The sequence below is a fragment of the Diaminobutyricibacter sp. McL0608 genome, assembly GCF_039613825.1.
Taxonomy (GTDB): domain Bacteria; phylum Actinomycetota; class Actinomycetes; order Actinomycetales; family Microbacteriaceae; genus Diaminobutyricibacter.
Genome location: NZ_CP154826.1, coordinates 2418689 through 2433551, shown reverse-complemented (window position 1 = coordinate 2433551; position 14863 = coordinate 2418689). Strand labels below are relative to the sequence as shown.

The window sequence follows — 14863 nt, the reverse complement described above, 5'->3', positions numbered from 1 at the left end:
ATGCCGTGCCGGCGGGGGCTTCGTGTGCATCGGGTGGTGCACGTCTGGCCCCGCCGGCACGCTTGTTCCCGCGGCGCGGCGGCGCAGTCCGTTCCGGAGTGAACGCGCCGCACGCGACTATGGTTGTGCTGCACACAGGAAGGACCACCGGATGAGCCGGGTCACCATCGGCGGACTCGCCGATCAGCTCGGGCTGTCCAAGGCGTCGGTGTCGTACGCGCTGAACGGACAGCCGGGGGTGAGCGATGAGACGCGCCGCCGGGTGCTGGAGCTGGCGACGTCGCTCGGGTGGCATCCGAGTTCGAGCGCACGCGCACTGTCGCGGTCGCGGACCGACGCCATCGGCATCGTGCTGCGCCGCGATCCCGAACTGCTCGGCTCGGAGCCGTACTACATGAGCCTGCTGGCCGGGGTCGAGAGTGTGCTGGCCGAGACCGGCAAGTCGCTGCTGCTCCGGATGGTCGGGGCGAGCACGCGTGACGAGGTCGCCACCTATCGCCGGTGGAGTGCCGAGGGCCGGGTGGACGGCGTGATGCTGTTCGACCTGGTCGACGGCGACGAGCGGCCTCCGCTGCTCGACGAGCTGGGGATGGCGTACGTGGTGCACGGTGCCAACCCGGAGGTGGCGCCGGGGCGGGTTCTCACCTATGACATCGTCCACGACACGCAACTCATCGTCGACCATCTCGCGAGCCTCGGGCACCACCGGATCCTCCACATCGCGGGCCCTGCCGAGTTCGTCCACGAGGCCAACCGCCGAGAGGTGCTCGACGAGCTCGGTGCCCGGGCGGGAATCCGCGCGACCCATCGCCACAACGACTACAGCATGGAGGCGGGCGAGAGCGCTGCGCTGGCGGAGCTCGGCGCGGATGCGGGGATCACGGCGATCGTGACCTCGAGCGACCTGCTCGCACTCGGCGCTTCAGCCGCGCTGCGGAGCCTCGGACGGTCGGATGTGGCAGTGGTCAGCTGGGACGACTCCCTGCTGTGCCGCATCGTTTCGCCGGCCATCACGGCCCTCGATCGTTTTCCGGAGGAGCAGGGTGCCCGCAGTACCCGGGTACTCTTGGAAGTGCTGCTCGGCCTGGGGCCGACGGAGACGCTCGCCCGCCCGAGTGAACTGGTTGTTCGCCGCACCAGCGTCGCCATTTAGCAGAGGCGACACGCCATACCCGCGGATTGCCACTAATACAAGCCTTGACAACTGAACCGGTTCAGTTATATTCGGTGGAGGCCCGACGCCGACCACGCACGGTCACACACCAAGAGAAGACAAGGAAGTCACCATGAGAAAACGCGCCATTCTCGCCGGCGCGATCGCAGCCGCGGTCGCCCTCGTTGCCGCTGGATGCAGCGGCAACTCGAACAACTCCGGGAGCGGTTCGACCCTCACCTACTGGGCGAGCAACCAGGGCACGAGCCTCGCCAACGACAAGCAGGTGCTCACGCCGGTGCTCGACGAGTTCACCAAGCAGACCGGGATCAAGGTGAAGCTCGAGGTCATCGGCTGGAACGATCTCCAGACGCGCATCCAGACCGCCGTCACCAGTGGCCAGGGCCCCGACGTGCTCAACATCGGCAACACGTGGGCCGCGTCGCTGCAGGCGACCGGCGCATTCCTGCCGTTCGACGACTCCGCCATGAAGGCCATCGGCGGCGCCGACAAGTTCGTCAAGACCGCGCTCGACACCGGTGGTGCGCCCGGTAAGACCGTGACCAGCGTTCCGCTGTACGGCCTCGCCTACGGCCTTTACTACAACAAGAAGATGTTCAGTGACGCCGGCCTCACGCCGCCCGCAACCTGGGAGGACATGGTCACCGATGCGAAGAAGCTGACCACCGGCGGCAAATACGGCTTCGCCCTCGCAGCGGGCAGCTACACCGAGAACGCGCACTTCGCCTTCATCAACGCGGCACAGAACGGCGCCGAGCTGTTCGACTCCAAGGGCAACCCGACGTTCACGTCTGACGGCGTCGTCACCGGCGTCCAGCGCTTCCTCGACCTGATGCAGACCGCCAAGGTCGTTAACCCAGCCAACGCGCAGTACGACAACGGCGTGCAGGCGGTCAACGACTTCGCCACAGGCAAGGTCGCAATGATCCTCAACCAGAACAACGCGGACAACTCGATCGTCGCCAACGGCATGAAGAGCGACCAGTACGGTGTCGTGCCACTGCCGTCGCCGACCGGCGGCCAGCCCGTCGCGAGCCACGTCGCCGGCATCAACCTGTCGATCATGAAGAACACGAAGAACAAGGATGCGGCGCTCAAGTTCGTCAAGTACATGACGAGCGAAGCAACCCAGACCACCCTGGGCAAGCCGTATTCCTCGCTTCCCGTGCTCAACGGCGCGAAGGCCGTCTTCACCGACAACGCCGAAGAGGCCGCGACGTTCCAGAAGATCTACAACACCATGTCGAAGCCGCTCCCGCTGGTTCCCGCTGAGGACCAGTTCGAGAACACTGTCGGTAAGGCGATGAACGACATGTTCGCCAAGATCGCGACCGGTGGAACCGTCTCCCAGTCCGACATCAAGGCGGCGCTGAAGACCGCGCAGGATCAGGTCAAGGCCGGCATGTAGTCGCACCATCCACGGCGGTCCGTCGCCGTCCACCACGGCGACGGACCGCCTCTCACTTCCGACCACGAGTGAAACAGGTTTCCATGTCGACGACGACATCAGCGGAGATACCCCGCAGCGCCAGCCCTGCTGGCACCAAGACGAAGGGCCCGGTCAAGCGTCCTAAGCGCCCGCGGCCGAAAGGGTGGTGGCTGCCGTTCGCGTTGCTCGCCCCGGCCATCATCTTCGAGATCTTCATCCACGTCATCCCGATGCTCACAGGGCTCTGGATCAGCCTCCTCAAACTGACGAAATTCTTCATCGCCAACTGGAGCGCGGCGCCGTTCGTCGGGCTCGAGAACTACCGGGTCGCCCTCGACTTCAACGGCGCCGTCGGGGCGGGTCTGCTGCAGTCGTTCCTCGTGACCTGCGGCTTCACGATCCTGGTCGTCGGCATCTCGTGGAGTCTCGGGATGGCCGCCGCCGTCGCCCTGCAGCGCAAGTTCTGGGGCCGCGGCTTCTTCCGCACCCTCTTCCTGGTGCCGTACGCCATCCCGATGTACGCCGGGATCATCGCGTGGAAGTTCATGTTCCAGAAGGACACCGGCGCGATCAACCATCTGCTGTTCGACAACCTCGCGATCCCGGGAGGCAGGCCGTTCTGGCTCCTCGGCGGCAACGCCTTCATCTCGATCGTCGTCGTCGCGATCTGGCGGCTGTGGCCGTTCGCGTTCCTGATGCTGATGGCCGGACTGCAGAGCGTCCCAGAAGAGATGTACGAAGCATCCGCTGTCGATGGCGCAAAGCCGTTCCGTCAGTGGCGCGCGATCACCGTTCCCATGCTGCGGCCGGTGAACACGGTGCTCGTCTTAGTGATGTTCTTATGGACGTTCAACGACTTCAATACACCGTATGTGCTGTTCGGCACCGCCCAACCTGCAGCCGGTGACCTGATCTCGTTCCACATCTACAACGCGTCGTTCCTCACCTGGAACTTCGGCTCAGGAGCCGCGATGTCGGTGCTCCTGCTCATCTTCCTGCTCATCGTCACGGGCATCTACCTGCTCGTCATCAACCGGAGGTCGCAGCGTGCGTGAGACAGCCCCCTCGAAAGTGTTCCGCTGGGTCGTCCTCGTCGTACTGACGATATTCACGGTGGTTCCGCTCTACGTCATGGTGACGACCTCGATGAAGACGCTGCCCGAAGTGCAGGCGTCCTTCACCTGGTGGCCGAAGAACATCTCGTTCCAGGCGTTCGTCGACATGTGGAGCACCATTCCGCTGGCCGACTATTTCGTCAACAGCCTCATCGTGGCCGGGTCGGCGACCATCCTCAGCGTGGTCATCGCGATCTTCGCCGCCTACGCCGTCTCGCGGTACCGGTTCAAAGGCCGGACAGTGTTCACGACGACCGTGCTGTCTACGCAGATGTTCCCCGGCGTGTTGTTCCTGCTGCCGCTTTTCCTCATCTTCGTCAACATCAACCAGGCTGTCGGCATCCAGCTCGTCGGCACCCGCTTCGGTCTCGTCATCACCTACCTGACCTTCGCCCTCCCGTTCGCGATCTGGATGCTGGCCGGCTACTTCGATGGCATCCCTCGCGAACTCGACGAAGCGGCCAAGGTCGACGGCAGCGGTCCGATGGGTGCGCTCTGGCATGTGGTGCTTCCGGCCGCGAGGCCCGGCATCATCGCCGTCGCCATCTACGCCTTCATGACCAGCTGGGGTGAGGTGCTGTTCGCATCCGTCATGACCACCGATGCGAACCGCACGCTCGCAGTCGGTCTGCAGCTGTATTCGACTCAGACCAACGTCTACTGGAACCAGATCATGGCCGCCTCGCTCGTGGTGAGCATCCCGATCGTCGTCGCCTTCCTGCTGCTGCAGCGGAGCTTCGTCGCCGGCCTCACCGCCGGTGCGGTCAAGTAGTCGCGGCCTTTACGCATCGTCTCGAAGAAAGAAGCCATGGAACGCCCTTCCCCCCTGCTCTCCGTCGACGGAACACCCGCGATCTGGCTCGGCGCCAACTTCTGGTCGCGCAGCGGTGGACCGCTCATGTGGACCACATACGACCCCGCCGTGGTGCGTGAGGAGTTGCGCGTTCTGGCCGACCACGGTCTGAACCTGACGCGTTCCTTCTTCTACTGGCCCGACTTCCATCCGGAGCCCGATCTGCTCGACGAGCAGTGCATCGCGAACTTCCAGGACTTTCTGGATGCGCACCTCGAGTTCGGCCTGACCACTGTGCCCACCTTCCTGGTCGGACACATGTCGGGGGAGAACTGGGACCCCGCCTGGCGGGGAGGCCGTGACCTCTACTCCGACATCTGGTTCGTCGGTCGCCAGTCCTGGTACGTGCGCGAATTGACGGCACGGTTCGCCGAGCATCCCGCGATCGCCGGGTGGCTGATCACCAACGAGATGCCGATCTACGGGGGAGAGGCTCCGCGGCCGGTCGTCGCCGCGTGGGCCGAGATCCTCGTGAACGCCGTGCGTGCCGGCGGCGGCACCCAGCCCGTCTCGATCGGCGACGGTGCGTGGGGCATCGAGACGACCGGCCACGACAACGGCTTCTCGGCCGTCGACCTCGCGGGGGTGACCGATTTCATCGGCCCGCACGTGTACCGGATGGAGACGGACCAGATCCGCCAGCACCTCAAGGCTGCGTTCATCGCCGAGCTGTGCGCCATCTCCGAGCAGCCGATCATCATGGAGGAGTTCGGGCTGACCAGCGACTTCGTCTCGCCGGCCGGTGCCGCATCCTATTACCGGCAGCTGCTGCACAACACCCTGCTCGCCGGCGCCACCGGCTGGATCGCGTGGAACAACACCGACTACGACACGATCATCGGGCAGCGGCCGTACTCGCACCATCCGTTCGAGCTGCATTTCGGCATCACCGACTCGACCGGCCGACCCAAGCCCCCGCTTCTCGAGCTGGCCGCCTTCGCCGACACCCTCGCATCGGTCGACCTGCCGAACGCTCGCCGCGCCCCCGTCGACGCCGCCATCGTCGTCGGCTCCTACCTCGCCGCCGACTACCCCTTCACCAATGAGTCCGAGCGGCAGCTCATCGTCGCCGCCGGCGAACAGGCGTATGTCGCAGCGCACGAAGCGCACATCCCCGTCGCTGTCGTGCGCGAGGCCGAGGACGGCGGCATCCCTTCCGGATACGGCCTGTATCTCCTGCCCTCGATCAAACAACTGACCGGCCCCTCCTGGCTGAAGCTGGCGGAGCTCGCAGCCGGTGGCGCCACCGTCTACGCCTCGTACTGCGCCGGCGAGAGCGGTGCCCAGCGCGGCCCGTGGTGGATCTACACCGAGGAACTCTTCGGTGTCACCCGCGAACTCTCCTACGGTCTCGTCGAGCCTCTCGAGGCAGGGTCCGAGGTCGGCGTCACCTTCGTCGCTCCCTTCGGTTCGCTCGCCGCCGGCTCCTCGCTGAGTTTCCGCGTCGCCGGCAACGAGCATTCCCGAACGTTCCTTCCGGTGTCCGTGACGGACGGGGAGGTGGTGGCCGTCGACTCCGAGGGTCGTCCCGTCATCGTGGTCAAACGTCACGGCACCGGAAGGGCGGTCCTCAGCACCTACCCCTTCGAGTACTTCGCCTCCGTGCTGGGCCGCATCAACCCCGAGGAGACCTGGCGCCTCTACGACGCGCTCGCCGACGTCGCAGGCGTCGAGCGCGACGTGCAGGTCGACGACCCCCGCATCTTCGTCGACTCCCTCGTCCACACCGACGGCCGCCGCTTCGTCTTCTTCGTCTCCCAGCACCCCGACCCCGTGACCTTCACGCCTGTCGTTCCCGGCACGCTGGTCGCGCTCGACGGCTCGCCGTCGGATGCGTCCATTTCCCTCGACCCGTATGGCGTAGCAGTCCGCGTGCTCGCCTTCGACTGACGTCTCTTGGTCTCCGTTTGCGTGCTCGGTGGGTGTGCGTCGGCCCCCGCCCGACACGGTACTATGGACAAGTTGTCTTCGACTCTCGGCTGAAAACGTCGGGCGTCGGATGACTTCGGGCTGTGGCGCAGCTTGGTAGCGCACTTGACTGGGGGTCAAGGGGTCGCAGGTTCAAATCCTGTCAGCCCGACGTTCTGAAAAAGGGAAGGGTCGCCTGCAAGGCGACCCTTCCCTTTTTCATCACTCGCTGCTGACTATTGGGTCCCATCGCGCCGGTTCCGAGGAGCCGCGCAGCGGCTTCACGGCCGTGCCGATGGGCGCAGCCCGACGTTCAAAGACAGAGGGTTGGGTCCCGACCATGCGTCGGGACCCAACCCTTCCACAGCCGTCGGTCGACGGAGTCCAGCCCAATGCAAATTCGGTGGGGCGCAGTCCGACTAGGCATGGAAAGGTCGCCCTTGTGGCAGCCTTGTGCATGTCACGAGCGCTAGGACGTGAGCGCGGCGCACGTTGCTATGCGCTCCTCGCCGGGGAAGTATGTCGACCACTCCTCCTCCGTCAGTTCGCGCCCCGCCAATGCGCACGCCTGTGACGCCTGCTCAGCCAGGCGCAGGTCCCAGACGCGGATACCGTCGGGGAGAGCCTCGAGCAGGGTCTCGCCGTCGGCGGTGAGGTATCCACCCCGCAGGCGCGCCCCCGGGGCATCGCTGTCGAGCGGAGTGGCGAGCGCAATGTCTGCCGTCAGGTCGTACAGCGTGAGCGCGTTGTTGTAGCCGACGTTGAGGAGGGTACGGCCATCGGTGCTGACTGACGTGGCCTGACCACCGCCGATCGCTCGGGGGAGGGCCGAGATCGGCTCGAGGGTGTGGATGTCGTAGCGGCGCGCATAGTCCGGCGCGACACCGATCAACTGATCGCCGTCGAGCGCGTGGCTTGAATCGAGGTCATAGAGGCCGCGCGCGAGAAGCTTTCCGGTCGAGATATCGAAGACACCGGTCTCCGAGTGAGGCGGGTCGACCGACCACGTGACCACAGCGAGTGCCGAGTCGGGTGTCTCGCTCGCCGAGAGGACACTGAACTGACCGTCCGGCACCGTCATGACGGGCCCCAGAGGCTTGCCCGTGGACGGGTCGAAGGCGACGATGCCGTCCGGCCACCAGGCGAAGGCGGGAGGATCCCATCCGCCAGGCAGGACGTTGAAGGATCTCGGCAACCCGGGGATACGAAGCGAAATCCTTTCGCCCGTCGATTGACGCTCCAGCCGCGGCTCGCCCGACTGATTCTCCGAGTCATAGTGGGGGTACTTCGCCACGACACCGGAGCCGAGCGGCACGATCAGATCCTCCTCCTCGCCGACCGGGGCGTCGCGCTCCAGGTCCCACAGTTGCATGCGCCCGCCACCGCCGACGGGCTGGGTGACGACGAGCGATCCTCCCTTTTCCGGACCATCCACGAGTTCGCGCCCCTTCGCGACGACGCCCGAACCGGTGCCACCGCCGTCGATCCGCCAGCGCATCCAGATCGGAGGTTCGCTCACGGACACGAGAAGGGTTCCGTCATCGATCGTTTCAAACGTCGGAAATTCATTCAGCTGAAGCGCGGCCTGTACCCTTCTCGTTTCGCCTGTCGCAAGATCGACGAGTGCAACTCCTTCGTATGACCCGCACGCCATGGTCGTGTCCGTTGCGAGGTGCAGGGAGTAGCAATTTCGCGTCGGATCTGGAAACCGTCGCCAGAGGGTTTCGCCCGTGGCGAGGAGGACGCGCACCGTGCCGTCCCATCCCGTCGACACGATGCCTCCCTGGCCGTCGGTGATGACATCCATACTCGATACGTCCCCCTCGAGCGGGATGGTTCGGATCAGCGCGAGCGTCGCGAGATCGTACAGGCGGAGACGGTCGCCAGCACCGACAGCGACAAGGCGGTCGTCGAGGAGCGTCACACCGAAGAAGTTTTCGATCCCTTTCGGATGGTCATCGAAGATCGCAGCGCTCGAGCGCACCTCGCCCGTTGTCGTGTCGACCGCGATGATGTCCGCGGTGACCGGTTGCGCGACGTACAGAGTCCGCCCCGCTGTGTCGAAGGTCATGGTCGGCGACGTCTGCGCGCGAACCAGCCCCGTGCTGGGCAGCGGCTCACCGGTCGTGAGATCCAAGAACGTGAGGTGGGTCCAGCAGCACTCGTCGGTGTTCGAGGGATCCGGGTAGACGGGCGATTGGATCGCCGCGATGGATCCGTCGGCATTCACCTCGACGGCGCGGACCCAGCCCGGCGGTGCATCAGGGAGACCGAGATCGAAAGTTCGGAGGACGTCGCCCGTGGCGACATCGACGACCTCGACGGCGGGCTGATCCGTGCGGTCCTGGCCGGACGAGACGTGCAGCGCCGTCCTCGTGCCTGGGAGCATGTCCATCGAGGGGAAGAGTGCACCCTCGTCATGGTGCGTGTCGACGAGACCGGCCGTGCTCGTCATGACCCCCCAGAGCGCGGAGCGCACCCGGGGATCGTCGGGCCAGCGCCGGTACGTCTCCGCCGCGAGCAGGGCTGCCGTCTCCCGGTCGTTGTCAAGCAGCGAGAGGGACGTCGCCACGAGTGCCTCGATGCGAGCGTCCTCTGCAGCACGCTCCGCTTCTCCGCCTCGCACCCCGGCAAGTCCGGCGCCGAATATCGCTGCGACCAGCAGCACGCCCACACCCGCCATCGCCCAACGCAGCCGGCGGTTGTTGCGCTTGTCGCGAGCAGCGCGCCCCGCAAGTTCGCGGATCTCGTCTCGCTCCCGTTCAGCGGACGCGTCGAGGTACTCCCGTTCCACCGTGGTGAGATCCGGCTCGGACCCGTCTGGCCAGTCCAGCGCTGCCTGCAGCCGGGCACCGCGCAAGAGGTCATCGTCTCGCCGACCCGAACCGTTCCACAGTTCGGCCGCGGTGGCGACCGTCGCCACGAGACGAGCGCCCTCGGCATCCTCTTCCAGCCATTGGTCCAGGCGCGGCCACGCCGTCGCGAGCGCCTCGTGAGCGACCGTGACGTCGTCGCCGTCGGTCGTGAGCAGGCGGGCGGCCACGAGGCGATTGAGAACCCCACGCCACGCCGGGTCGGCGACGAGGGGCGCGAGCAAGGCGGTGCGTCGCACGGACGCGCCATCGGCGCCGCGGTGCACGAGGCGAAGCATGAGCGACCGGCATGCGCTGGCGTTGCGGGCGTCGAGGGAGCGGTACAGCGTCTCGGCCGACTGGGCGATGGCGCCCGTGATGCCACCGGATGCCTCGTACCCGGCCACCGTGAGGGTCGCTCCTTCACGTCGGACCCAGGACTCCGCCAAGGCGTGAGAGACGTGGGGGAGGGTGGTGCGCCGATCAGCGGCATCCCGCACGATCAGCTCAACCAGCCCCGGCTCGAGCCGCAGGCCGGCGCGGGCGGCCGGGCGCTCGATCGCCTCACGCAGACCGTCGGCATCGAGCGGTCCGATGGCATACACGCCACGGCCGATCAGACCACCAATGTGTGGGAGACCCGTTGCGCGGTCGAGGAAGTCGCTGCGCAGCGTCATGAGCACGGTCGACCCGCCGGCAAGCACCTCTGCGACGATACTGCACAGTTCAGCGCGTTCGCGCTCGGGTAGCTGGAGTACCGCTTCGGCTTGATCGACGACCACGATATCGGCTGGTCCGCCCAGTTCGATCCGAGCGCGCAGATCGATCGCGGCATCCCGACCCGCCGTGATCACCGCGATGCGTCGTCCGTCGGCGATGCGCGGCAGCACCCCGGCCAGCACGAGCGAGGACTTGCCCGATCCGGAGGCGCCTACGACGACGGTGAGCGATCCCTCGCGCACGCGTTCGCGGATGGCATCGATGTCGGCATCTCGTCCGAAGAAGTCCTCCGTGTCGGCTGGCGAGAAGGGCTGGAGGCCGCGGTAGGGGCAGGTGTCGCTCACGCGATGCAGCGGCTTGGTCGGCGCCAGCGCCGGATCATGCTGCAGCATTGACGATTCGAGCGCGCGCAGTTGATCACCGATGTCGATGCCGAGGTCGTCTGCGAGTCGCGCCCGCGCAGTCCGGATGCTCGACAGCGCCTCGGCTTGCCTGCCGGCGCGGTAGTTGGCGATCGCGAGGATCGCCCAGCGGTTCTCGCGCAGCGGTGACTCGCGCACCAGCCGCTCCGCGTCGGCGACGACGGCGCTGTGCTCGCCCTCCGCGAGCCTGGACTCGAGCAGCTCCTCCTCGATACTGCGGCGGATCTCGACCAGCCTCTCGGCCTCGACGGCAGCCGGTTCCCAGTCGGCCAGCTCGGGGTACGGTGCGCCGCGCCACATCGCGAGCGCCCTCCGGTATGCGGCCACCGCCCTGTCGTTCTCGTCGTGGATCGCGTGCTTGCGGGCGTCGGAGACAAGGCGTTCGAATTCGAACGCGTCGATCGTCGCAGAGTCGAGGCCGAGGGTGTACTCCGAGCCTCGCGTGATTACCGCGCCATATCCGAGGTCGGCACGGATTCGCGCAACCGATGTCTTGACTTGCTGCATCCACGTGCGCGGGAGGTCCGCGCCCCAGTACGCCTCGGCTAGCTCGCCGGTGGCGACGGTACGACCCGCCAGCACTATCAGTGCGGAGAGAAAGACGCGCTCTCGCGGACTTAGGGTGTGCTCGGTCCCCGTATCCAATGGACCGAGTACCTTCACGGTCATGAGGACAGTGTGGGCGCGATCCGGAAGGCCGTCAAGGCTCGTCGCTGTCGGCGAGTATCGGACGAGTACCGGCCGAGGAGGGATCGAGTACCGCGCCACGCGATCGTGGACGCATGCACACCTCACAGTCACATCGCCGACCGCACCCGTCGTCCGCATCTCCGACTTGGCGGTCCCGCGCGCACGACCTGTGCGCTGAGCGCCTCGTCACCGAGGGGCTCGCAAGTCTCGAGTTCGCTCGTGAGTACTGCGCGGGCGAGTCCGTGACCCTGCCGTTCTGCTTGTAGAAGGGAAAGATCATGAACTACGACACCTTCGTCGCCTCCCGCATTGACTCCCGCCGCGCGGCGACCCTGGCGCGCGAGAACGAACTGCGTCTCTCGCAGGCAGACCGGGGCGCGACCGTATCGTCCCGCCGACCGGTCGTCGACGCACGGCGCAAGCTGAGCGTCGCGTGGTGGGCGGTTTTCGGCCGAACTAATCACGGCCACCGTCCCGTGGCGCACCTGTGAGGGATTCGCGTAAGGACACAGCACACGGTCAGACGCGTGCGCCAGCCGTTGCGATCGGAGCGAGATGACGACGAGCCAGGGAGCAATCTCCGTCCTGACCTCGAGTGGCACGGTACGAGGACACGAAGCGCAGGGAATCTGCACCTTTCTGGGCATTCCATTCGCGGCTCCGCCTGTCGGACTCCTTCGTTTCCAAGCACCCGAACCGCCAGAACGCTGGGAGGGGACGCGAGAGGCGGACGTTTTCGGTCCGCCGCCTCCGCAGATGCCAATCGCTGATTCTGAAATGCCGAGTTCTGGCCCGACTAGACGTCACAACGCCGACGAGTGGCTCACGGTGAACGTGTGGACGCCTGATCCCGGCGCCCGCGGTCTGCCCGTTATGGTGTACATCTATGGCGGCGGATACCGCGCCGGCTCCAGCAGTTCGCCCGACATCAATGGACGGAAACTCGCTCAGTCTGGCGTTGTCGTGGTCACTGCGAATCATCGTGTCGGCATGGAAGGGTACGCGTCGTTGGGCGGCGCGCCGGAGAATCGGGCGCTACTGGACCAGATCGAATTGCTTCGGTGGGTCCAGGAGAATATCTCGAAGTTCGGCGGTGAAAGTCACGCGGTCACGATTTTTGGAGAATCGGCCGGTGCTGGTGCGGTGGCAAACCTCCTCGTTGCCCCGGCTGCGCGCGGACTCTTCACACGAGCGATTGCGCAGAGCTGTCCTTGCATTTATCTCACGCGCGAGCTTGCGCGCGACATTGCTCGCGAGTTGGTGTCCCCATTGGGACTGTTGCCAACCGCCGCAGCCCTGTGCGACGTTTCCCCGGATGCGCTGGCCGAGGCAGGGCTGGCGTTAGACGCCAGGATGGGACCAATCTATGGGCGCGCAGGTGAGTTGGCCACGAGATGGGGTCCGATGGCTGGCACCGTCACCGCATTTTCGCCGGTGGTTGATGGTGACGCGTTGCCATTGGACCCGTTGTCGGCACTTCAGGCCGGCGTCGCAAAGGACGTGTCGTTGCTCATTGGTCACACTCGTGATGAATGGAGACTATTTCTTGCGATGACTGGGCTGGCCGGACAGATCGTTGACGAAGACGCCGAGTGGGCCCTCGACACGTTCGGGCCTCAGCCTGGCGGCGCCCAAGCGGTTCGCGCCACCTACCCCGACGCGACGCCGGAGGATCTCTTCACTATCGTGCAATCGGATTGGCTTTTGCGTATGCCGTCCCTGAAGCTGGCCCAGGCACAGGCCGGAGGCGGCGGAAAGGCGCACCTGTATGAATTGACCTACTCGGCGCCCGCATCGAACGGGGCTCTCGGTGCTTGCCATTACCTTGATGTGCCACTCGTCTTTGGAAATCTCGAGGCGGCCCCAGACTTGTTCGGGGAGCGACCGCCCGAGGAGTCGGCGGAGATGTCGAGACTGCTTCAGGCCTCGTGGACGGCATTCGCCGCAGAAGGTGACCCCGGCTGGGCGGCATTCAGTGACCCGGAGCGATTGACGGGAGTCTTCGCCTCTGGCGCGGGACCCCAGCAGTTGCCCTATCCGGAGGAGCGGGCGCGGAAACTTTGGTCAGCTCATCAGTTCGAAGTGCTGCAATTGCACTCTTGATGTTCGACGCGATGTCGGCACGCCGCTACTGGACCCGCTGTCATTAGAGGCGGCGAGAGTCCCGCGCGTGTTCGCCGAAGCCCAGGAGGTTGGCTATGCCAATCATGAAGTACCTCGCGTCAGCATCCTGGTGCTTTGTACTCACCTCAGTCGGGAGACCCTGGTGGTCATTTCGCGCCTACTTCGGAGTGCGCACTAATGCAAGCGATATGTGGAGGAAAGAGTTGGTCGGGTTGGAGGAAAACAAGATTAGAGGGCCGGCACGATCGTTGAGCTAGCAGGTTTCGTAAACAGCCCACGTCCAAGTCAGAGGGTTGGGCCGCGACCATACGTCGGGACACAACCCTTCCGACGTCCGCCTGAAACTACGGGCACGCAGTGACGGGGTCGGGGGCAGGCTTGCCGCCACCCGCTGCGCTGATGGCGTCGATGACCTTCTGGTTGGTGCCGTGGGATGCGAGCGTTGCGCCGACCGGGGCTGCCGCTGCTTGGAGGGCGGCGAGGCCTTCGGCGGACGCTGCGGTGATGGACCCGCCGGCGGTGCAGAATACTTTTGCACTGGCCTTCTCATCGGCGATGTGTGTGAATGTCCATTTCTGGGTGTCTTTCGCGGCTTGGATGAGCACATCTTTCTGGGCCTGCGACAGCATGGCCAGGACTTTTGACGAGATCACGAGCCCGTTGACCTTTGGGTAGAAGGTCACATTCCCGGTAGCCGTGGATTCTTCGTTGCCGAGTAGGAAGGAGGAATCCGTGCCGATCTGCAAGACGGTATCGGACTCGTTGTCGGTGACCTTGGCGCCGTAGGCGCCATACAGGGCGGTCGAAGCCGCCGAGGTCGCCGCCCGCATCGTGCCGCCCTTGTAGTCGGCGGGTTTGAGGAGGGGCTTCGCGTTGGCGAACGGGTGCCGCAAACCTTCTGGGAACAAGGAGATTCCGGTCACACCCTTGTCGGGCAGACCCGCCATCAGGTCGGCGGCGATCGGCCCGGTGACAATCGTTTTCACAAGGTCATCGCTTTGGATCAGGAACGGGTCGTTGAGCGGTTCGAGTGAGGTGACTCCGAGCATGTCCCAGGCCCGGGTTGGGATCAGACCCATTTCGACTTCGCCGCTGATGACTTGCTGCGCAACCGCTTGGTCCCAGTTGGCTGTGTCGCCGGCGGAATGCCAGGCACCGAGGATGGTGATCGCCCCGTCGGAGAGCCGGTGCACATCATCCGCGTACTGGAGGATTTCTTTTGCGGCCGGCGCGTCGACATCGTCGTCTGTGCCGACGTGCAGCGTCACTTTCGCGACCGATGGCACCGGCGAAGAAGTAGAGGCCGTCTCCGATGTCGGCGCCGTGCATCCGGCGAGCATCAGAGTGGATGCGGCGACGAAGACGGCGACGAGGGATGTTGTGTGCGTACGCATGAGCCTTGCTCTCTGGTTCACGCCCCTTCTGGGCGCGACGCATAGCCCGTCACCACGGGAGAGAAGCGGCTGTGACGACGTCATGCAGAGCGCGTCACGATCGGAAGGCGGAGCTTTCGGAGGCTCACTAGAACCGACCGTCTGCGTGCCTCGGATTCTGTCAGTTCTCTCAGACTTCTGTC

The 14863-nt window shown here is 65.5% G+C and carries 9 protein-coding genes and 1 tRNA gene; 8 read left to right on the top strand and 2 right to left on the bottom strand.

Features of this window, described 5'->3' with window-relative positions; genetic code table 11:
• Positions 1-151: 151 nt before the first annotated feature.
• The 6 genes from AAYO93_RS11540 (at position 152) to AAYO93_RS11515 (ending at position 6651) form a co-directional block, all read left to right on the top strand.
• Complete coding sequence (locus AAYO93_RS11540) at positions 152-1153, top strand: LacI family DNA-binding transcriptional regulator (protein ID WP_345761335.1); 1002 nt, start codon at positions 152-154, stop codon at positions 1151-1153.
• 133 nt (positions 1154-1286) lie between these two features.
• Positions 1287-2582: an ABC transporter substrate-binding protein gene (locus AAYO93_RS11535; protein ID WP_345761334.1), complete on the top strand. Its 1296-nt coding sequence runs from the start codon at positions 1287-1289 to the stop codon at positions 2580-2582.
• 83 nt (positions 2583-2665) lie between these two features.
• Positions 2666-3658, top strand: coding sequence for a carbohydrate ABC transporter permease (locus tag AAYO93_RS11530; RefSeq protein WP_345761333.1), 993 nt, complete (start codon positions 2666-2668; stop codon positions 3656-3658).
• Entirely contained in the window at positions 3651-4490 is an 840-nt protein-coding gene (locus tag AAYO93_RS11525) for a carbohydrate ABC transporter permease (RefSeq protein ID WP_345761332.1), read from the top strand. The genes AAYO93_RS11530 and AAYO93_RS11525 overlap by 8 nt, the downstream gene beginning before the upstream one ends.
• Positions 4491-4526: 36 nt before the next feature.
• Positions 4527-6461, top strand: coding sequence for a beta-mannosidase (locus AAYO93_RS11520; protein ID WP_345761331.1), 1935 nt, complete (start codon positions 4527-4529; stop codon positions 6459-6461).
• Positions 6462-6577: 116 nt separating this feature from the next.
• Positions 6578-6651, top strand: a tRNA-Pro gene (locus AAYO93_RS11515).
• 297 nt (positions 6652-6948) lie between these two features.
• Here the strand turns inward: AAYO93_RS11515 and AAYO93_RS11510 are convergent.
• The gene (locus AAYO93_RS11510) at positions 6949-11142 is read right to left on the bottom strand and encodes a BTAD domain-containing putative transcriptional regulator (RefSeq protein ID WP_345761330.1); all 4194 of its coding nucleotides are present in this window, start codon (positions 11140-11142) and stop codon (positions 6949-6951) included.
• Positions 11143-11441: 299 nt separating this feature from the next.
• On the opposite strand from AAYO93_RS11510, the gene AAYO93_RS11505 reads away from it, so the two are divergent.
• Together AAYO93_RS11505 and AAYO93_RS11500 are read left to right on the top strand one after the other, a co-directional pair.
• On the top strand, positions 11442-11654 hold the full coding sequence (locus tag AAYO93_RS11505) for a hypothetical protein (RefSeq protein WP_345761329.1): 213 nt from the start codon (positions 11442-11444) through the stop codon (positions 11652-11654).
• Positions 11655-11718: 64 nt separating this feature from the next.
• The gene (locus AAYO93_RS11500; RefSeq protein WP_434056630.1) at positions 11719-13266 is read left to right on the top strand and encodes a carboxylesterase/lipase family protein; all 1548 of its coding nucleotides are present in this window, start codon (positions 11719-11721) and stop codon (positions 13264-13266) included.
• Between the two features lie 365 nt (positions 13267-13631).
• On the opposite strand, the gene AAYO93_RS11495 is transcribed toward AAYO93_RS11500, so the two are convergent.
• The gene (locus AAYO93_RS11495) at positions 13632-14681 is read right to left on the bottom strand and encodes a hypothetical protein (protein WP_345761328.1); all 1050 of its coding nucleotides are present in this window, start codon (positions 14679-14681) and stop codon (positions 13632-13634) included.
• Positions 14682-14863 lie beyond the last annotated feature (182 nt).